This window comes from Ferrovum sp., from assembly GCF_027317285.1.
In the GTDB taxonomy this organism is placed as follows: domain Bacteria; phylum Pseudomonadota; class Gammaproteobacteria; order Burkholderiales; family Ferrovaceae; genus Ferrovum.
The window spans coordinates 60251-80537 of record NZ_DAHVHV010000004.1 but is presented as its reverse complement, the minus strand read 5'-3'; the positions used below and the strand labels follow the sequence as shown (position 1 = coordinate 80537).

At 60.7% G+C, this 20287-nt stretch carries 15 protein-coding genes; 7 read left to right on the top strand and 8 right to left on the bottom strand.

All coding sequences use genetic code 11. The features are described 5' to 3' along the window. From M6F29_RS02350 to rpe, 7 genes are all read right to left on the bottom strand, one after another. Positions 1–531, bottom strand: coding sequence for a hypothetical protein (locus M6F29_RS02350; protein ID WP_298157144.1), 531 nt, complete (start codon positions 529–531; stop codon positions 1–3). Positions 532–594: 63 nt separating this feature from the next. Next, the gene (locus tag M6F29_RS02345; RefSeq protein WP_298157141.1) at positions 595–4791 is read right to left on the bottom strand and encodes a tetratricopeptide repeat protein; all 4197 of its coding nucleotides are present in this window, start codon (positions 4789–4791) and stop codon (positions 595–597) included. Beyond that, a complete protein-coding gene (locus M6F29_RS02340; RefSeq protein ID WP_298157139.1) occupies positions 4784–7525 on the bottom strand; it encodes a bifunctional glycoside hydrolase/polysaccharide deacetylase family protein in 2742 nt (913 codons plus the stop codon). Before M6F29_RS02340 ends, M6F29_RS02345 begins: the two co-directional genes overlap by 8 nt. Before the next feature lie 2 nt (positions 7526–7527). Continuing rightward, entirely contained in the window at positions 7528–8547 is a 1020-nt protein-coding gene (gene galE / locus M6F29_RS02335) for a UDP-glucose 4-epimerase GalE (protein WP_298157137.1), read from the bottom strand. Between the two features lie 168 nt (positions 8548–8715). Further along, positions 8716–9660 (bottom strand): LOG family protein, encoded by a 945-nt coding sequence (locus M6F29_RS02330; protein WP_298157136.1) that lies wholly within the window; start codon positions 9658–9660, stop codon positions 8716–8718. Between the two features lie 25 nt (positions 9661–9685). Beyond that, positions 9686–11164: an anthranilate synthase component I gene (trpE, locus tag M6F29_RS02325; RefSeq protein WP_298157134.1), complete on the bottom strand. Its 1479-nt coding sequence runs from the start codon at positions 11162–11164 to the stop codon at positions 9686–9688. Beyond that, positions 11161–11820, bottom strand: a complete 660-nt coding sequence (gene rpe, locus M6F29_RS02320) for a ribulose-phosphate 3-epimerase (RefSeq protein ID WP_297457173.1) — start codon at positions 11818–11820, stop codon at positions 11161–11163. Before rpe ends, trpE begins: the two co-directional genes overlap by 4 nt. Positions 11821–11908: 88 nt before the next feature. Here rpe and mltA point away from each other — a divergent pair, with 88 nt between their 5' ends. The 5 genes from mltA (at position 11909) to M6F29_RS02295 (ending at position 17448) form a co-directional block, all read left to right on the top strand. Continuing rightward, positions 11909–13156, top strand: a complete 1248-nt coding sequence (mltA, locus tag M6F29_RS02315; RefSeq protein ID WP_298157130.1) for a murein transglycosylase A — start codon at positions 11909–11911, stop codon at positions 13154–13156. Between the two features lie 57 nt (positions 13157–13213). Continuing rightward, positions 13214–14482, top strand: a complete 1269-nt coding sequence (gene hemA / locus M6F29_RS02310; RefSeq protein ID WP_298157127.1) for a glutamyl-tRNA reductase — start codon at positions 13214–13216, stop codon at positions 14480–14482. Then, entirely contained in the window at positions 14479–15567 is a 1089-nt protein-coding gene (gene prfA, locus M6F29_RS02305; RefSeq protein WP_297496290.1) for a peptide chain release factor 1, read from the top strand. The genes hemA and prfA overlap by 4 nt, the downstream gene beginning before the upstream one ends. A gap of 3 nt (positions 15568–15570) precedes the next feature. After that, complete coding sequence (gene prmC, locus M6F29_RS02300) at positions 15571–16398, top strand: peptide chain release factor N(5)-glutamine methyltransferase (RefSeq protein ID WP_298157123.1); 828 nt, start codon at positions 15571–15573, stop codon at positions 16396–16398. Positions 16399–16479: 81 nt separating this feature from the next. After that, positions 16480–17448 carry a hypothetical protein gene (locus M6F29_RS02295; protein ID WP_298157120.1) on the top strand — a complete coding sequence of 323 codons (969 nt, stop codon included), beginning with the start codon at positions 16480–16482 and terminating at the stop codon, positions 17446–17448. Between the two features lie 19 nt (positions 17449–17467). Here M6F29_RS02295 and grxD read toward each other — a convergent pair whose 3' ends face one another. Then, positions 17468–17776: a Grx4 family monothiol glutaredoxin gene (gene grxD / locus M6F29_RS02290; RefSeq protein ID WP_297480185.1), complete on the bottom strand. Its 309-nt coding sequence runs from the start codon at positions 17774–17776 to the stop codon at positions 17468–17470. Here grxD and M6F29_RS02285 point away from each other — a divergent pair. Both M6F29_RS02285 and M6F29_RS02280 read left to right on the top strand, forming a co-directional pair. Further along, the gene (locus M6F29_RS02285) at positions 17775–18722 is read left to right on the top strand and encodes a S1/P1 nuclease (RefSeq protein WP_298157116.1); all 948 of its coding nucleotides are present in this window, start codon (positions 17775–17777) and stop codon (positions 18720–18722) included. The genes grxD and M6F29_RS02285 overlap by 2 nt on opposite strands. Continuing rightward, positions 18719–20068 carry a sigma 54-interacting transcriptional regulator gene (locus tag M6F29_RS02280; protein WP_297480178.1) on the top strand — a complete coding sequence of 450 codons (1350 nt, stop codon included), beginning with the start codon at positions 18719–18721 and terminating at the stop codon, positions 20066–20068. The genes M6F29_RS02285 and M6F29_RS02280 overlap by 4 nt, the downstream gene beginning before the upstream one ends. Positions 20069–20287: the final 219 nt, after the last annotated feature.

The following is a 20287-nucleotide window of genomic DNA, read 5'->3' as shown; positions in this document are numbered from 1 at the left end:
TCAGCGCGCGTGTTCGATGGGGACCAGCAACTGGTCGATCAACGCCTGTCCCACGGATCCCACACTCGAACGGCTCCAGCCGGTCCGGCTACCTGTCGCACTCCAGACCGTTTTTCCGGTGGTCATGTCCACCAGATTGAACGTCACGCTGACCGCCGGCTCCCCATCCACCCCAGTCTTGTAACGCCATTCCTGGACCGATCCGGTCAGAGCGTATTGAATCCTGTTCTGGCTGGCCCAGTCCATGGCGGCCTGTTGCAGTTTGGCGTTGTTCCCCAGAAGGAACGTATCCTTTTCATCCTTGACAGGGTAACGCTTGAGGTCCATTCCTCCCTTCTGATGCAGGATGCTTTCCGTGATGCTGGCCACCCGGTCCCCGGCATCCGGGGTTTCCGTATAATTGGCCAGAGGCAGCAGCGCCCAGGTGGCATTCGGTGCCAGAGAAGGCGGTTGCCCCACATCGAGCGTTGAACAGGCAGCCAACCCGACGGTTGCCGCCACCACCCAAGCAATGGTTCTATTCGGTTTCATGATGTCCTGTCTCCTGACGTATCTTTCAAGTTAAAAACTTCTTTTGCAGTCTTCCCCACCCACTCAATAAAAATACCGGTAACTGACCCCGACCTGGGTCATGGATTCCGTACTGCCTGGCGCCGTTTCATGGAAATAATAGATTCTGGCATAGTCCCCACCGAGGATCGGTCCTGCCAATCCCGTGCTGATCTGGGGCAGTAACCCCAGAACCGTATCATTCACGACCCCCGCATCGACGTAGGGTTGCCAACCGGAACGCAAATAATTATTTTCATAGTCGGTTCCATACCCCGTCATCAGCCCGTATTGAGAGATGTTGCCCGGCATGAAAAAGGCCGTATTGACCGCCTGTCCCCTGGGGACCAGCGTCGCCAGTTGGGGAAGTACCACGTTCCCCGCAGAATTGAAGCGACCTTCATAGGTCACGAAACGCAGGTTCCAGTTGGGCAAACGGGTCATCAACTGATACCCCATTTCCATGGAATACAGGAACCCGTTGCCAAGATATTCTCCATTCTGTGCATTGAACCGGTCCCCTTCCACGGAAGTCTTGAGAAACCACCGTGAGGCAAACAACCATTCCAGGGACATATCGACCATATTCTTCATCCCCATGACCTGGATGACCGGAGAAAGGTCTGTGAACTGGTTCCAGCCCGCCATCACCCGAGTCACGAGCGTGGGCGACCAGTTGTATTGGGCGCTGCCACTGTAAGTGTCAAAGGCATACCAGGCCGAGCGATGGCCCACCGTCACACCATAATCCCGGGCATCGGTATGATCGCTGAAGGTAGCAGCCATGCTGTTGTCCTGGCCGGGGATATAAGCGATCTGACGGGTGTTCAGGTCGGTCTGGGTGCGCTGGATGGCTTCCACGTCCAGCGTATACTCATTGTTCAGCGCAAACCCCACGCCTGCGGACTTTTCCACATAGGACAGGGGATTCCAGGTGCTGACGTTCATGCCGGTCACCACGGAGGGCGTGATATAGCCTTGCGGGCTCCAGTAAGGCCCGGGAGAAGGATCCTGGTTCTGGCTGATGTTGTCGCTGGGCGTCAGCAGCGCCTCCCGTTCGATTTCATGGCGATCAGTATTATGCGGAGCATTTTCCCCCCCTTCAAAGGCAACGGTCTGGGCGTCTGCCTTCCGCCCCAGCCGCTCGAGGCTTTCAATTTTCTGATCCACCTGGATCTTGCGCTCCTGATCGTCGATCAGACGAGCCAGGGTCTCCTGATCATTCTCTGCCAGAGCCAGCGTGATCCGGGCATCGGTGGAATGCAGCAGACGATTGCCATACTCCTGTGCCAGCCAGGCCCGCGCCAGATCGTTATGTTCCCCACCCAATGCCCAGGAGGTCGCCACATCCTTGGCCGCGTTGGAAATCCGGCAACGCTCGCTCAGGACCACTTTCTTCTTGGCCTCGGGGGATAGCCCTTCCGCATCCAGTTCTTCCAGGCAATCGTCCCCGGTCGTCAGGGGAACGTCCTGAAAAGCCCGGAGACTGCCCAACAGGGATTCGCCTGCCCCGGGAGAGTCTCCCGTCCGCTTCCGCCAACGCCGTCGTTGCAGGAGTTGGGTGAGGTAGTCCAGGGAAGCATCCCCGTTCACGAAAAGCTGACTCAAGGACACTCTGAGCGCCAGGGGCGATTCCACGCCGCCCATGTCCAGCACCGGCGTTGCGGGCTGGAGCGCGTTGCCTCTGGAGACCAGGTTCCGGATCGAGGAAGAGGGCTGAAGCGGCGCAGAGATCAGGGCATTGAGACGATTCCAGGCCGCCCGGCGGGAACGCCACGCCGATGCCGAATCCCCGGAATCCTCCTGGGCATAGGAAAGGACCAGCAACCACTGGGGGTCTTCCTTCATTTCCCTGACCTCCCGGGCCAGGTACCCCAAGGCCTTTTCAGGCTGGTTCATGCGGACGTAGGCCGCGCCTGCGACCCCCCAGTAAATCGAGTCGGCTTCGATCCGGTGGCGCCAGGCGTAGAGCACGGTGCTCAATTCCTCGTCCGAACCAAAGTCCACCAAAGCCCATAGATAACCCACGCGCTGGGCATCACCGACCTGAGGCAATGCCATTGCCCGGTGCATGTCGGCCAGGGCCAGTTTCCAATGCCCGCTGCGCAGGAAATAATCCCCCCTTGCCATCAGAAAATCGACATTGGTTTCAAACTCGGCCCGCTGTTTGGCCGTGAGTCCCTGCAATAAGCCATACACCCGTCCCCAGGCCCGTGCGGTGGAATAACTGCTCATGGCATTCAACAGGGGTTGCAGTTTGCCCGTCAAGCGGAATTCCAGTTCAAAAAGCCTGCCAGCATCCAGAGGATACCCCGTGTAGTAGTTCTCCATGTCTCTGAGGTCATCACCATCGTAGCCACCGGTCTCCAGCAATTTCCTGTGCCCTTCAATGGCAGCCTGATCATGGTGCGACAAATCCGCCACTTCGGCATAGGCACGCCAGAAGGGGGCATTCACCTTGTCCACCCCCACCCTCGATTTGACCTGGGCCAACTCGTCGAAGGCCGCCTGGGGGTCCTTTTTTTGCAGATCGATATCTGCAATATCGATGGCATAACGCGGGGAGGGTCCGTAGTCCGCCTGCAAGCGGTGTAACGCCCACAGCGCCTTGTCTTCATCCCCCAGATCTTCGGCCAGTTGGGCATACCGTTCCAGCAGGGGAACCCGCATCGACCCGACTGCTCGAGCCTTCAGAAAATCCAGGCTGGCCTCCGGCTCGGCCAGGCGCTCATGGGCAGCAATGATCTTCCCGATCAACTCGAGGTCATCGGGATTGCGCCCGGATTCATGCAGCAAGGCCGTCAGGTAACTCCGATCGTCATTGATCTGGCGAGCGATCCTCAGAACATTCTGCCAGGCCTCCTCATCGTGGGTGGCCTGGGCATAAATCAACCAATTCTCCAGAGCCACCTTGGGCTGACCACTCCACAACGCCACCTGGGCCAGACGTTTGGTCCAGACCGCGGGATCGAGATGACGCTCCAGCGCCTTGCGACAAACCGCCTCTGCATCCTTCAGCTGACCATTCCCCACGAACGCGCTGTACATCAACTCGAAATCTTCGAGGGTTTTGTGGCTGGCCCCGGCCGTTGCGGCCCATCCCCCCTTCCTCTGCTCCAGGGTTCCCGGTCGGGGAGACTGCTCGATTTCCGGCGTGACATTCCTGACGAAGGTGGCGTCCTCGGTGTCGGTTCCAGCGTTGGCCCCCACCCCCAACCCGTTGATTTCCGGTTCCTGATCGGCCGTACGACGAAAATGGGCAGGCGCCCTCGCCCAAAGCGAAGCGCCGGACATCCCGTCGGAAAACCTGGGCGCCTGCCTGCGGGAAGGCGGCCGGACCGAATCTGCCCCCGGGCCCTCCCAATGAACCCGGCGCACCGTCGGCGCGATGCTGTCCTCGCGCCGACTGAGTTGCAGCAGAAGTTTGGCGTATTTCAATTCAAGATCATGCCGTTGTGCACTTCTTGCCAGTCTGAGCATGGTCGCCACGGCTTCCGGATCCCGTTCCAGACCCGCCATATGTGCATCGGCGGCAACACAGGCTGCTTCGACCTGGTTTCCCGCCTCCAGGGCGGCGACCCCTGCCGCCCAGGCGCGCCGTTTGTCCGAAACGGCCCGGGACAGCCGTTCGACCTGGAAGAAGGCTTCTGCGGCAATGGCGTAATGCTGGCTGTCCTGAGCGGCCTTGCCATAGCGTGCGTACCACAGGCGTGCGCGTTCGGTATCCTGATCCGCGAGGGCCTGATAGTCGTGGGACATCACATCGAAACTGGAGGCATCCCGAGCCATCCGGACAAGGTACTCGAGAGTCGGCACATCCCAGTGATAGTCGAGCGTGCGGTGCAGCAGTTGGCGCGTCTCCTCCAGGTAATGCGCCCGTTGAGCGCTCTGCAGGGGGTATTCAAAGGCCCGTTGCTCTGCGACCCGGACGCGAATGAACAGGGCCCGTGCCTGGTCCTGTTTCCCCCCCAGATCCTGCAAACGCTGCGCGGTCATGAGCGCCGAATCCCAGTGCCCGAGGGTCATGTACTGCCAGGCCAGGGTTTCCAGCATGGCGGGTTGATTCGGATGCCCTGCCAGCCGGCTCTCGAGATAAGCGATGGAAATGCCGGTGGGTTTATAGGGATCCACCGTTTTCAGAAAATCTTCATTGCCCTGATAGGCTGCGGCCATGGCCAGCAGAATTCCTGCCCCGAGAACCAGCGTCAGCCACGGACGAACGATTTGTTCCCGCTCAATCATGACAGTGAACCTCGATGCCATGCGCAGGACCAAGCTCTCCCCCGGAAGACGGGAAGGAGATCTTCAGCCGTCCCTTCCCCCCCTCCGTGGGCTGAACCGCCCGGCCATCCACCTTGAACCGACAGGCAGGGTCCACGTGTCCCAACAATACGTAGGGCTGGTAATACCCCCGGGCATCGAAACGAATCGTTCGACCTTGCCTCTCGAAATGGGTGATGTACGCCGTGGCGGCCGACACATAGGGCAGACGGTCGGGCGGGGAATTTGCAGACACCAGCGACACGTGGGCCTGGTCATCCCCCAGATGAAGATAGGTTCCGCCGGGGACGGGCAGGTACCCGATCACCCCGGCGGAACGGTCCAGATCGGGGATCTCACCCACCGGCAAACGGAATTCCCGGAGACTCCTGCCGGTTCGAATCTGCCACTGCCCCTCCTGCAGGGCCACCGACGCATGACGGGCATCCAGCACTTTCTGGATGAAGTCCGAGGTATACACCGGGAATACCGGCTGTTTCAACGTCACATCATACACATTCTGGAGCGCTTTCAGGGAGGCCAGCTTGGTGCCGGAATAAAAGTGGAAATAGATGTCCACCGGCTTGATTCTCAGCGGAAATTCGGTAATTTCGTAGGTTTCCAGCACCCGCACCATGCCATAGAAGGGTCGAGTCCAATCGTTCGTGTAGATGTTCTCGTTCATTTCCGCTGCGTAGATCTGGTAATTCTGGTCGCCCTTCCCCTTCGCAATCCCGGCCCCACTGATGTCCGTCCAGGAGCCATCGGGCTTGACGGGCAGGGTGTCGCCCCCGTTGATGTTGTACACGCCCGCCTTCCATGCCTCCTCCAGGGCGGCTGCGGTGGGGTTCGCCGCCCCCGACCATTGCAGGACCCGCACTTTTTTCCCGGGCGGGGCCAACCGGCTGTTGATGTAATCGATGGAGCCCTCGATCTCCCGTTTGAGATCGAAGGTGTAGCCCGGAATCTGCATGGACAACTGTTCCTTCTGCTGCCCGTAACTGGGGTCGGCCAGGATCCAGTCGAGGGGATGGGAATAGGTATGGGAACCGATTTCAATGTTGGGCAGGGCAAAAATCCTGCGCGCAATGGATTCCAGCGTGGGGGACAGGGCAGGATATTTCCCGGTGGGGCCTATTTCGCCTTCCACCACGGACACGGTCATCGGAATGGGGTATTTTTTGAAAATCTGGTCATACAGGGCCTCAGCCCCGTAATCGTAACCGGGGAATTCTGCCCGGGATGGGAATCCGTCCCCATCCACCTGAACGAAAAGCAGGCGCCGCCCGTTCTCCGAAGTGGTATCGGGAACCGGCATCGCAGGCAACGACAGGGCCTGGCGCAGGAACTTGAGGGGGTCGATGACCCAGTAGTTCCGGTTCAATTCCCCCACATATTCCAGGGAAAACGGCGCCAGGGCATAGCCCCCCCAGGGCAGGGTGGCCGCCATGTCCATGACCTTGTCGCCCACCTGGATCTGTGCCAGGGATTGCCCCGAAGGACCGATGGCCAGCCCCACGGCATCCTGTATCTCGACCTGTGGCGCATGTTCGAAACCAATCATGGGCGCGGTATGGAGAATCTTGACCGTGGCTCCGGGCAGATACCCGCTGGGCAGCACCTTGAGGTCCAGGGCCTGTGCGGTTTCAAGATCGATGTCAAAACCGAAACGATCAAACACGGCCACCGGAACGTGACGGCGCACTTCGTTCAGGAACCACAGACGCCATTTGTCCTGGTCCTCCACATCCTTATCCAGGAAAATGGCGATACCGGCATACCGATCCGGCGTGATGTCTTCCGGCAGTCCCTCGTTGACGTTCACATACCGGACGTCATAGCCCAGATAGTCCAGGGGAAGAGACAGAATCTTGGACCCTGTTCCTTCCTCGATGGCCACCCCCGGGTCCAGCGACTGAACCACCAGAATCTTTCTGGGCATGACGGTCAGTTTTCCAATGCCCACGATGTGTTCGTCAGGGCTGGTCACGTAGGGAATCAAACCGGCCTGGACAGACTTCCGGGCCAGAGCCTGCTGGCCTTCCCTGTCATACTTCTGGGCCAGTTCGAGGTCGATCAACGGAACCTCGGGGTGTTTCTCCTGCCAATGATGCAACTGGCCCAACTGCTCGTCCAGGCGATGGGGATCCACGGTCAGAAACCAGCCTTGAAGGGAGTCGTAGGGCTGGAAGATCGATTCCACCACCCATCCGGCCAGAAGTCCGGCCTGGGCATCGGCCACAGGCGGATGGTTGCGCAGAAAGATCCGCGCCGCGCCGAATGCGCCATGGACCTCGGTCAGGGCCTGGGAAAGCCAGCGATCTTCGGCAGTGGGCGAAGCAGAAAAAAACGAGGTCCCGCCCGTTTCATTCGAAAAACCTCCGGCCGCATCGGTCAGATAGAAGTCGCGAAATCCTTTCGCCCACAACGGCGTGAGCGCCTTCTTCACCCAGGCTTCAGGCGCACCCTGGTAGTCTTGCGACGTGATTTCCACGCGAGCCGCCCAGCGGGTATGAGGGTACCGTTCCAGCGAGGGCAAGGCAAACACGGCCGGGTCGACGATCACCTCATCGAAGGCCTGGAGCAGATCCAGGGGCGCATCGCCCCCCAGATAAAACGCCACGTTGGGGAATGCCCTCTCCCCGGCAGCGACGGCGTCCCCCCCGAGGATCAAACCCGTCCATAGACAGGCCCATAGCCCCAAAACCCACGCCAACCTCACACCCCGGCTTCCCGATATCGTTGCCAAGCCCAGGTGCTGGCGCACATGTCCTCCAGACTCCGCGTCGTCTTCCAGTTCAGTACGCGCAGGGCGCGTGCGGGATCGGCGATGCAGGCGGCAATATCACCGGGACGACGGTCCACGATCTGGTAAGGAATCGGCCGGCCGCTGACTTTTTCGAAGGCGGCAACCATTTCCAGCACGCTATGCCCCTGCCCGCTGCCCAGGTTGATGGCTTGCCAGCCGGGCTGGGTCGCCACGAACTCGAGGGCGGAACGGTGCCCTTCGGCCAGGTCCATGACATGGATATAGTCCCGCACCCCCGTTCCATCGGGCGTCGGGTAGTCGTTGCCAAAAATCCGCAGGATCGGACGTCGCCCCGAAGCCACCTGCGCCACGAAGGGCATCAGGTTGTTGGGGATGCCTGCCGGATCCTCCCCGATCGAGGCCGAGGGATGAGCACCGACCGGATTGAAATAGCGCAGGCAGACAATTTTCCATTTTCCCGATGCGCGGGCCACATCGTGCAGCATTTCCTCGATGTGCAACTTGCTGCGTCCATAGGGATTGGTGGCACTGGTCGGGTGCGTTTCGTCGATGGGCAGGGTTTGAGGGTCCCCATAAACGGTGGCGCTGGAACTGAAGACCAACTCATGTACCCCGCAGGCCTGCATCGCCTCCAGCAGGCTGAGGGTACCCTGGATGTTGCAGCCGTAGTATTCGATGGGCTTCGCCACCGATTCGCCCACGGCCTTGAGCCCCGCCAGATGGATGACCGAGGTGATCTGGTAATTGCGTAACGTGGAGACCACCGTGTCGCGGCTACGCAGATCCGTCTGAACGAAGGGAACGGTCTGTCCGGTGATCTTTTCCAGGCGATGCAGCACCGAAGGATCGCTGTTCGAAAAGTTGTCCAGCACCACCACGGAAAAGCCTGCCTGAATGAGCACCGTCACCACATGACTGCCGATATAACCCGCACCGCCCGCCACAAGAACATTTTTATTGTTATTCAACCCCACCCCCCCCCAGCAGGAAATACACGGGGTAATTTCCCATTAAAAACAGATTGCTTCCGAAACACAAGGGCGCATGATAATCCAGAACTGCTACCTCATATCGTCATAAAGCAAAAAAACTTTACGATATTTTTTATCGTTTCTTGTTTGCAGTTTGCACTTTTTTCAAAACAGCGCGCTGCCATTTTCCCGGTGCCAATGCTGAATGCCTTCCCACGCCTCGACCGCAGTCTCTGCATACCAGTACAGATCCAGATCTTCCTCATCGATATGCCCCTGCTCCAGCATGTATTCCGTATCGAACACACGGCGCCAGTAGGCTTCCCCCACGAGAACGACCGGAATCGGCGGCACCTTTCGGGTCTGAATCAGGGTCAGGGCTCCAAACAGTTCGTCCAGCGTTCCATAACCACCAGGCAGCGCCACAATCGCCACCGCACGTTTCATGAAATGAAGTTTCCGCATGGAAAAATAATGGAACTGAAAACATAACCCCGGTGTGATATACGGGTTGGGGAATTGCTCGCGCGGCAAAGTGATGTTCAGCCCGACGGTAGGCGCGCCCTCTTCAAAAGCGCCCCGATTGGCCGCTTCCATGGCACCGGGACCTCCTCCGGTCATCACGACCAGGCCGCCCCCGCGCGCGTCCTTGCCGACCTTCCCCACCAGTCGCCCCAATTCCCGCCCCACCTCGTAGTAGCGTGCAAGCGACAGGCGGTTTTCGGCCAGACGTCGTTCCCGCTGGAGTTGAGGGTCGTCCGGCGCCTGCAGGCATTGCGCCATGACCCGCTTCAACTCCTCTTCCGCCATGGCGGGTTCGCGCAAACGGGTGCTGCCGAACACCACGATGGACCGCTCGATATTCTGCTCGCGCATGCCCTGTTCCGCCTTGGCGTAATCCAGCTGAAGCCGGACTCCGCGCGCAGATTCGGACTGTATGAAATCTGTATCCTCGTCCGGCTCCCGATAGGAGGGATGCTCGAGGATCGCTTTCAGACGTTGTTCCAGTTGAAGATCCCCAGGATCTTTCTTGGGGTGGGACCAGGGCAGGGGTTGCTTGCGACGCAGGGGATCGGGCGGAGAGGGAATGTAGGGATAAGGGCGTTTCATCCAGGGACTCCAGGGGGTTACCAATCTAACGATGTGAAGCAAATTCTCCTGACTGAACCAGTTCAGCCGCCCGCACCACGGCACGAGCCTTATTGACCGTTTCCTGCCACTCCGCCTCAGGGATCGAATCCGCCACGATGCCGCCGCCGGATTGAACCCAGAGTTGTCCCCGGGCAATGACTGCCGTGCGAATGGCGATGGCCATGTCCATGTTGCCATCGAACCCCAGATACCCCACCGCACCGCCATAAATCCCGCGGCGCGTGGGTTCCAGTTCGTCGATGATCTCCATGGCCCGAACCTTGGGGGCGCCGGACAGGGTTCCTGCCGGAAAGGTGGCGCGCAACACATCCAGCGCCCGCATGCCCGGGCGCAGACGCCCCACCACATTGGAAACGATATGCATGACATGGGAGTAGCGTTCGATGGCCATGTTTTCGGTCACCTCCACCGAACCCGTCTGGGCGATCCGCCCCACATCGTTGCGCCCCAGGTCCATGAGCATGAGGTGTTCGGCAATTTCCTTGGGGTCCTGCAGGAGTTCCCGGGCCAGGGCTTCATCCTCGACGGGATCCTGGCCGCGCGGGCGCGTGCCCGCGATGGGACGGACCGTCACTTCGCCAGCCCACAGACGGACCAGGATCTCGGGCGAGGCGCCGACCACCTGAAATTCTCCAAAATCATAATAGAACAGGTAAGGCGAGGGATTCAGTCGACGCAACGAGCGATACAGAGACAGCGCCGAAGTCTCGAAGGATTGTCGCATCCGTCGGCTGAGCACCACCTGCATGACATCCCCCGCCTCGATATAGGCCTTGGCCCGCTCCACCATGTGCCGATGCTGTTCTGGAGATACATCCGACAAAGGCGTCATCAGGTTGTCCAGCGCCGGTTCCGGCAAACGGACCCCCGCCCGCAAGGCCTCCTGCAATTCCGTCAAACGCGCTTCTCCCTGGGCCCGTGCCTCTGGAAGACCGGGGTCGACATACACGATGAGATGCAGCAGTCCTGACAGGTTGTCGATGACCGCCAGTTCCGTGGTCAACAACAGCAGAATATCGGGGACTCCAATATCATCAGGCTTCCAGCCCCCCGCCAGGCGAGGTTCGATGTAACGCACGATATCGTAACCGAAATACCCGGCCAACCCGCCGTGAAAACGCGGCAGATCCGGCACGGGAACAGCCTTGTACCGGTCGATGAAGGCCTGGACGAAAACCAGCGGGTCCGGGCATTCCACGGTTTCCACCACGACCCCCTCCGTGATCACTTCGGCCCGGTAACCGGTTACCTGCAGACGGGTCCGGGCGGGTAACCCCACGAAGGAGAAACGACCGAAACGCTCACCGCCCTGTACCGACTCCAGCAGGAAGGAGAAGGGACGGTTCGCCAACTTGGCATAGACGGCCAGCGGGGTATCGAGATCGGCAGGAACCGTCCGCACCAGGGGCGTCAGGGTAAACCCGGCCTCGCCCCCTTCCGGAAATGCCGCTTCATCCGTCATCGGGCCAGCTCGCCACGCATCGCATCGATGGTGGCCTTGTAATCCTTGGTATTGAAAATGGCCGAACCTGCCACAAAAGTGTCTGCGCCCGCCTCGGCCACGGCACGAATGTTATCCACCTTGACCCCGCCATCGACTTCGAGCCAGATATCCCGTCCGCTGGCGGTAATGCGCTGACGCGCCTCGCGCAGTTTATCGAGCGCCGAAGAAATGAAGGATTGTCCGCCGAACCCCGGGTTGACCGACATGATCAGGATCAGATCCACCTTGTCCATGACGTGATCCAGATAATTGAGCGGAGTCGCCGGATTGAAGACCAGCCCCGCCTTGCACCCCTGATCGCGAATCAATTGCAGGGTACGGTCCACATGCTCCGAAGCCTCTGGATGAAAACTGATGATATTGGCCCCCGCCTTGGCAAAGTCCGGAATGATGCGGTCCACCGGCTTGACCATCAGATGGACATCGATGGGGGCCTGGGTATAGGGCCGGATGGCCGAACACACCAGTGGTCCGATGGTCAGGTTGGGCACATAGTGATTGTCCATGACATCGAAATGGACGATGTCTGCACCGGCTGCCATCACCTGGGCTATTTCCTCCCCCAAACGGGCAAAGTCGGCGGAGAGAATACTGGGGGCAATACGAAAGGTCATGGCGGAACTCCTTGGAATCTGATTCACGAGAACGGGTTGATGGGTGACATTCTAACAGGCCGAAGCCCAGTAATGGTACGCTATGCGCATGACGCGCCTTCCAATTCCTGCCTGTATCCTGATTCCGCTCCTGCTGGCGGGCTGTGCCACCCCCCAGCCTGCCGCGCCACCTGCCACGCCGATGTTTCCCCGGCCCGGGGTCGGTGCGCCTGCCTCCCTGACCTGCCCCTCGCCAGCGGAAATCAGCCCAACGGTACCGGAGAACCTTGCGCCACCTTCTCCGGGACACCTGGTTCGCACGGATTTCAGCCAGTTGCCCCACTGGGACCAGGGGCTCAGTCCGGCCACCTGGAATGCCTTCCTGGAAAGTTGCACCCGCCTCTCCCAGAACACGCCCTGGTCCTCCCTCTGCCAGCAGGCCATTTCCCTGGGGGCCTTCGACGCCCTCACCATGCGTCGGTTCTTCGAACGCGCCTTCGACCCCTGGCAGGTCCTCAATCCGGACGAATCCGCTCAAGGGCTGATCACAGGCTATTACGAACCCCTTCTGCAGGGCAGTCTGACGCGTACGACCGTCTACCGCTTCCCCCTCTACGGTCCGCCGCCGGATCTGCTGACCATCGATCTGGGCGACCTGGCCCCCGACCTCAAGGGACGGCACCTGCGCGGACGATTGGTGGGTAACCGGGTGGTCCCGTATTTCTCCCGGGCCGAAATCGAACTCGAAGATGGCCCCCTGACTGGACATGAACTTCTCTGGGTCGACGACCCCATCAAGTTGTTCTTCCTCCAGATCCAGGGATCCGGTGTGATCCAGTTGCAGGACGGACGGCGCCTGCACGTGGGGTATGCCGATCAGAACGGCCACCCGTTCCGCTCCATTGCCCGCTATCTGGTGCAACAGGGACAATTGTCCCTGTCCCAGGCCTCGATGCAGGGCATCGAGGCCTGGGCACGGGCGCACCCCCAGGATCTCCAGACCTTGCTGAACCAGAACCCCAGTTTCGTCTTTTTTCGTCTGCTTCCGCCGGATCTGCCCGGCCCCCTGGGAACGCTGGGCGTCCCCCTGACCGGGCAGGCCAGCCTGGCGGTGGATACCCGGGTCATTCCCCTGGGCGCTCCCGTTTTTCTGAGCACCACCTGGCCCGGCCGAAACCAGACCCTGGACCGGCTGATGATGGCCCAGGACACGGGGGGGGCCATTCGTGGGGCCGTCCGGGCGGATTTTTTCTGGGGCTTTGGTGTCGAAGCCGAAGAAGCCGCCGGACACATGAAACAGACGGGGCAACTCTGGTTGCTTTACCCGCGCGGCGTGCAACCGCCTACCGCGCACTGACCAGAAGATCGGGAACAGTTATAATGTTCGGCTATTATCAGGATTCCGGGAAAACCCTTGTCTGATTCCTCTGCCCATCAGCTCCATGCCTTCGGTCTGAACCACCAGACCGCGCCGGTGGCGGTGCGCGAACGGGTGGCTTTCCCGCAGGAGCGCCTGCAACCGGCCCTGAGTGCCTTGCTCTATGCCACGCCCGCCGAGGAGGCGGTGATCCTGTCCACCTGCAACCGTACGGAAATCTACTGCAAAACCCCCCATCCGGAAACGGTAGCGGACTGGCTGGCCGATCATCATGAACTGACGGGGTTCGACCTGTCCCAATATCTGTACCATCTCGACGGGAGTGCCGCCGCCCATCATGCCTTTCGTGTGGCTTCCGGCCTGGATTCCATGGTGCTGGGCGAAACCCAGATTCTGGGACAGGTCAAGCAGGCCGTTCGCCTGGCCGACGAAGCCGGAACCCTGGGCCCCCTGCTCAACAAGATGTTCCAGAGCACCTTCTCCGTGGCCAAGGCGGTACGCAGTCAAACGGGCATCGGGGAACGGACCGTCTCCCTGGCCGCAGCGGCGCTCAAATTGAGCGCCGACGTGCTGGGCCCCATGAACGAGCAACAGGTCCTGTTCATCGGGGCAGGCGAGATGATCGAACTGGTGGCGACCTATTTTCTGGCGCGCCATCCCCGTGCCGTCACCATCGCCAACCGTTCTCCCGAACGGGGCCAGGCCCTGGCCCAACAACTCAGGGGGCATTACCTCCCCTTGAGCGAACTTCCCCTGGCCCTGGCCCACCATGATGTGATCGTGTCTTCCACCGCCAGTCACCTGCCCCTGATTGGCAAGGGCATGGTGGAACGGGCGCTGCGCGAGCGCAAACATCGCCCCATGGTCATGATCGATCTGGCCGTCCCCCGCGACATCGAACCCGAAGTCGCGCGCCTGGAAGATGTCTTCCTGTATACGGTGGATGATCTGGGCAAGGTCACTCAGGAAAACAAGGATTCCCGCCAGTTGGCCGTCGAGGAAGCCGAATCCATCATTACCCGGCATGTGGAAGATTTTCTGGGCTGGATTTCCGCTCGCAGCGTGGTGCCCACCATCCGCTCCCTGCGCGAACAGGCCGAACACTACCGCCAACTGGAACTGGAGAAGGCACTGCGGGCCCTGAACCGGGGGGACGACCCCACCCGGATCATGGAACAGTTATCCCAGAGCCTGATGAACAAGTGGCTCCACCATCCGGTTCAGGCCCTCAATCAGACACGCGGCCCTACCCGCCAGTCGCTGGTGGATGCCATTCGTCATTTATTTCCCGAGAACCCCGCGTGAAAGATTCGTTGCTGCACCGCCTGGAAACCCTGCGCACGCGCCTGATCGAACTGGATCATTGCCTTCTGGCCCCGGATGTCACACAACAACTGGACCAGTACCGCAAACTGACGCGCGAACGTGCCGAACTGGTGCCGGTCGTCGAACTGTACGATGCCTACCGGCGTACCCTCGCGGACATGGAAGCCGCGGCAACGCTGGGGCAGGAAGATCCCGAATGGCGTCATTTTGCCGACGAGGAAACCGAACAGGGCAAACGCCGTCTCGAAGAACTGGAAGCAGCCATTCAAACGGCCCTGTTGCCGCGCGACCCCAACGATGAACGGAATATCTTCCTGGAAATCCGGGCCGGGACCGGCGGCGACGAATCCGCGCTGTTTGCTGGCGACCTGTTTCGCATGTATTCCCGTTTTGCCGAACGACTGGGCTGGCGCACCGAAGTCATTTCCCACAACCCCGGAGAAATGGGCGGGTTCAAGGAAATCATCTTTCGCATCGAGGGGACGGGCGCCTATTCGCGCTTCAAGTTCGAGTCGGGGGGGCACCGCGTTCAACGGGTTCCTGCCACCGAAACCCAGGGACGCATCCACACCTCGGCCTGTACCGTCGCCGTTCTGCCGGAAGCCGACGAAGTGGGAGAGGTCACCCTCAACCCCGCGGAATTGCGCATCGATACCTTCCGGGCCAGCGGCGCGGGGGGACAACACATCAACAAGACCGATTCGGCGGTGCGCATCACCCATCTGCCCACCGGGTTGGTGGTGGAATGCCAGGACGGCCGCAGCCAGCACAAGAACAAGGCCCAGGCCCTAGCCGTGCTGGCCGCACGCTTGCGGGACAAGCAGGAGCGGGAACAGCATGCCCGGGTCGCGGCCACCCGCCGTTCCCTGATCGGCAGCGGCGATCGGTCCGAACGCATTCGCACCTACAACTTTCCCCAGGGACGCATCACCGACCACCGCATCAACCTGACCCTCTACAAAATCGAAGCCCTGATGGACGGTGACCTGTTCGAATTGACCGAAACCCTGATGACCGAACATCAGGCTGATTTACTGGCCGGTCTGTCGGAATCCGCCGAATAGCCCATGACCAGCGTGGCCAGTTTGCTGCTCGAAGGATCCCTGCCGCGCCTCGAGGTGCGTCTGCTCCTTCAGGCGGTGTTGCAGTGCTCCCTGACCACGTTGATCAGCGCCCCCGAACGCCGCCTCGATGATGCGGAAATCGCCCGGTTCCAGGCTTTGCAGGCGCGTCGCCAGCGCGGGGAACCCATGGCCTACCTGCTCGGGGAACGGGAATTCTACGGTCTCTCCTTCCTGACCACCCCTGCCGTCCTGATTCCCCGCCCCGAAACCGAAGGATTGGTGGACTGGGGACTGGAAAGTTCTGCTCCCCCGGCGTCCTTGCACTGCCTCGATCTGGGTACCGGAAGCGGCGCCCTCGCCCTGTCCCTGCAATACCACCGCCCGCACTGGCAAGTCAGCGCCACGGACCGTTCCGCCGCGGCCCTGGACCTGGCCAAAAAGAACGCCGCCCGTCTGCTTCCGCCTGCAGGTCCGGTCCTGCGCTGGTATCAGGGAGACTGGTTCGGGGCCCTGCCCGAGGGAGAAACCTTCGACCTGATCGTGTCCAACCCGCCCTACATCGCCGCTGCCGACCCCCATCTGGACCGGGGAGACCTGCGCTTTGAGCCCCGTCAGGCCCTGACTGCCGGACCGGACGGCACGGAAGACCTGGCCCGGATCATCGTCCAGGCCCCCCTCTGGCTGAAACCGGGCGGAAGACTGCGGGTCGAGCACGGCTACGATCAGGGAGAATTCTGCCGGTCCTGCTTCCTTCGAGCCGGGTTCACCCAGGTCTCGACCCGCACCGATCTGGCCGGGTTGGAGCGTCTGACCGGCGGCCAGTGGCCATGAGAACGGAACGGCCATTTCCTTTTTGATGGGGTCAGCGTTAGAATGCCGACTTCCATCGTCACCCCCAGAAAAGGTACTTTCATGGAGCAGCCCGCGAACCTCTCTCTGGATACCGGCCGGGTTTCCCTGCTCCCGGGCACGCGCAAGATCATCGATGGCGTGGAACGGGTGTATTACGAAGGGTACTGGATCCGTTACTATCAACCCCCGGAAAACACGCTGAGTACCAAGCGCCACCTGATCACCGCATTGACCCGGCGCCTGTTCAACCATGTCGAACATGGCATCAACATCCCCGGCGTACGTCTGAAACAGGCACGCCAGGCCTATGAGACGACACTGGACCCCGCCCTCAAACGGGTCAATGGCGCCATGCTGGCGGGGGCCCTGTTCAACCGGGCCTCGGACATCATCGCCAAACTGGTGGAAATCCAGGAACTCGGCGTGGAAATTCGTTCAGACAATGCCTTGCTGCGGGAATGCGGAAGTTGTCTGCAGGAGGCCCTGGCCCTGGGACGTCTGGTTCTGCACCGGAGCGGTGAGGAAGGCATCGATGAACTCTGGGGCGAACCCCTGCACGCATTCTCCATTCCGGTGGAAGACTTTTTTGAAAGCCGCTATCTCAAAATCGCCTCCACGCTACGCGACGTGGACCACATCGGTTCCGCCTTGACCTGCTGTTTTGAAGGGGATGCGGATTTTTCAGCGCTCGTGCCCCTCATCCGAACCGCCATCGACGCCGCCCACCGCAAGGTGGAAACGCTTCAGACCGATGACCTGATCTTCACGGTCTGGCCGGAATTCGTGGTCGCGGGGGAGAACCTCACCCACTACCGCCCGCCACCGGCATCCGCCGCCGATATCGAGCGGGTTCGGCACCAGGAGCACGGATTGCAACTGGTGGCGCAGGGCTGGACCATCCTGAACGACATTTCACGCGCCCGCACGCCCATGCCAAAAACCACTCAATCCTACATCCAGCGCCTGGAAGCCTTCCGCCAGAGCGGCACCTGCCCGGGTCTGCTGGTCCCGCTGGCCACTCCCGACTGAAGGAGCGGCCTTCCAACGCTCAGTCGGCCAGCAGCGACTTCAGTTCTCCGCTCTGGAACAGTTCGGCCATGATGTCCGACCCTCCGATGAACTCGCCTTTTACATACAATTGGGGGATAGTCGGCCAGTTGGCATAGGATTTGATCCCCTGACGAATTTCGGGGTCTTGCAGCACATCCACCGAAAAAAAGTCCTGCACCCCGCATTGACGGAGCAGACTGACCGCCTTGGCGGAAAACCCACATTGTGGAAAATCGGGACTGCCCTTCATATACAATACGACGGGATGACCTTTGACTTGTTGATCGATGATTTCTTGAATGGACATGATGACTCCTGTAGGAACGAATACCCTTTGGACGAACCGCGCCGGGCTTGGCTTCTCCCATTATATTGGAATGATTCCAATCCTGCTTTGTCTGGTGGGTTCCTCCGCCGCCTGGGCCTGGGGAGAAGAAGGCCATGAGGTGGTGGCAGCCATTGCCCTGGATTTCATGGCCCCCGCCCAAAAGGCCCGGTTGCAGGCACTCCTGGCCAGCGATGACGACCCGCTGACCGCCCATGATCCCATTTCCGTCGCCAGTTGGGCCGATCGCCTGCGCACCGGCTCCGGGCACCCCGTCACGTTTCAGCATTCCCGCGCGTGGCACTTCGTCGACATCGATCGACACCATCCTGACCTGACGCAGGCCTGCCGGGATTTCCCCCCCCTGAGCCGGGATACCCTGGCCTCTGCAGGCCCCGAGGAAGCCTGCGTGGTGGCCAAAATCGAGCAATTCAGCGCCGAACTGGCCCGCTACCGGCAGAGCGGGTTTCAGCCTGCCGATCGTCCCGAGGCCGTGCTGGCCCTCAAGTTCCTGATTCATCTGGTCGGGGACCTGCACCAACCCCTGCATGCCATCGATGACCACGACCATGGCGGCAACGAAATCAGGGTCAAATGGGATCACGTCCACGCCGGAAGCCTGCACCATTACTGGGACACCGTCTTCATCGAACACATGGATCCGGATCCCGCCCGTCTGGCCCAACGCCTGAGCGCCCGCATCACCCCGGACAACCTGCGGGAATGGCAACGGGGAACACCCCGTGCCTGGGCGATGGAATCCTTCGCCACCGCCCGCAGCCAGGCCTATGATCCCCTGCCGCCCCCGGACGGGAAGGGTCACTACGCCCTGACCGATGCCTACGCCCAGCAGGCCATGGCCATGATCGCCCTGCAACTGGAAGAAGCGGGGGTTCGTCTGGCCAAGACACTGGATGACTGTCTATGAATAGCCCGACCATCCTGCTGGTGGACGATGATGCGGATCTCCTCCATCTGCTCTCCCTGCGTCTGCGTGCGGCGGGTTACCGGGTCGTCAGCGCGGCCAGCGCCGAGGAAGCCCTGACCCGTCTGGCCACGGAACGCCCCGGGGTCGTCCTGAGCGACGTCCAGCTTCCCGGCATGGATGGACTCCGCCTGTTCGACGAAATTCATGGTCGGGACCCCACCCTGCCGGTCATCCTGCTCACTGCGCACGGCACGATTCCGGATGCGGTGGAAGCCACCGCCAAAGGCGTTTTCGGCTACCTCACCAAACCGTTCGATGCAGCGCTCCTGCTGGCCAAGGTGCAATCCGCCCTGGATCTGTCCACCCCCCCCCCGGAACCCGATCGCCCAGGGGAAGACTGGCGCGCGGAAATCCTCAGCCGCTCGCAGCGCATGGCCGAACTCCTGAACGAGGCCCGACTGGTGGCCCGCTCCGATGCCAGCGTATTGATTCGGGGCGAAAGCGGAACCGGCAAGGAATTGCTGGCCCGTGCCCTGCACCGCGCCAGTGTACGGGCCGAACATCCGTTCATCGCGCTGAACTGCAGTGCCATTCCGGAGGCCCTGCTCGAATCCGAATTATTCGGGCACGAAAGAGGGGCCTTTACCGGCGCCGTTCAAGCCCATCAGGGACTTTTTCGCGCTGCCCAGGGGGGAACCCTTTTCCTCGACGAGATCGGTGACATGCCCCTCAACCTGCAGGCCAAATTGCTGCGGGTCCTGGAAGAGCGCAAGGTCCGCCCGGTGGGCTCGAATGTCCATCACGCCGTGGATGTTCGGGTTCTCTCTGCCACCCATCAAAACCTGGAAACGGCCATCGCAGCCGACCAGTTTCGGGAAGACCTCTACTACCGCCTGAATGTCGTCGAACTCGTCCTCCCGGCCCTGCGCGAGAGACGGGAAGACATTCCCCTGCTGGCCAAGCATTTTCTGACCCGACTGGGGAAAAAATACGGAAAGCACCTCAACGGATTTTCTTCCGAAGCGTTGACTGCCTTGTCCGCCGCCCCCTGGCCGGGGAATATCCGCCAGTTGCATAATGTCATCGAACAGGTCTGCGCCCTCTCCACCACCCCCATCATTCCCCTGTCTCTGGTTCATCGGGCCCTGCGCCTGCCCACGGTGGAAATCCTCAGCCTGACCGAAGCCCGCGAACGTTTTGAACGGGAGTACCTGATCGGGCTGCTCAAACTGACCGAGGGGCAGGTAGCCGATGCCGCACGACTGGCGCAGCGCAACCGTACCGAATTCTATCGACTGCTTCAGAAGTACGGACTGACGCCCGACAGTTTTCGTCCTGTCTCTTGACAGCGACAGGATCAAACCAATAATTATCAATAGGTTAACAAAATTCTCGCGCAACCTGTCGGCGAATGACGACAACTCTCCTGAAAAAACCCGGCCTCAGCGCCAGAAAGACCCGGACAGACGGCTTTCCTCCTCCAGAAAAATAATAAATACCTTTTTATTTCATGTTGTTGAGAAACACACCCGGACGATGGCACAATCATTGCTTGAGTCACCAGC

Coding starts and splice junctions, on each gene's coding strand:
- mltA (WP_298157130.1), top strand. CDS start 11,909: ATGACGCGCCTTCCAATTCCTGCCTGTATCCTGATTCCGCTCCTGCTG.
- M6F29_RS02280 (WP_297480178.1), top strand. CDS start 18,719: ATGAATAGCCCGACCATCCTGCTGGTGGACGATGATGCGGATCTCCTC.
- M6F29_RS02350 (WP_298157144.1), bottom strand. CDS start 531: ATGAAACCGAATAGAACCATTGCTTGGGTGGTGGCGGCAACCGTCGGG.
- prmC (WP_298157123.1), top strand. CDS start 15,571: ATGACCAGCGTGGCCAGTTTGCTGCTCGAAGGATCCCTGCCGCGCCTC.
- grxD (WP_297480185.1), bottom strand. CDS start 17,776: ATGTCCATTCAAGAAATCATCGATCAACAAGTCAAAGGTCATCCCGTC.
- rpe (WP_297457173.1), bottom strand. CDS start 11,820: ATGACCTTTCGTATTGCCCCCAGTATTCTCTCCGCCGACTTTGCCCGT.
- M6F29_RS02285 (WP_298157116.1), top strand. CDS start 17,775: ATGATGACTCCTGTAGGAACGAATACCCTTTGGACGAACCGCGCCGGG.
- M6F29_RS02345 (WP_298157141.1), bottom strand. CDS start 4,791: ATGATTGAGCGGGAACAAATCGTTCGTCCGTGGCTGACGCTGGTTCTC.
- M6F29_RS02330 (WP_298157136.1), bottom strand. CDS start 9,660: ATGAAACGCCCTTATCCCTACATTCCCTCTCCGCCCGATCCCCTGCGT.
- trpE (WP_298157134.1), bottom strand. CDS start 11,164: ATGACGGATGAAGCGGCATTTCCGGAAGGGGGCGAGGCCGGGTTTACC.
- M6F29_RS02295 (WP_298157120.1), top strand. CDS start 16,480: ATGGAGCAGCCCGCGAACCTCTCTCTGGATACCGGCCGGGTTTCCCTG.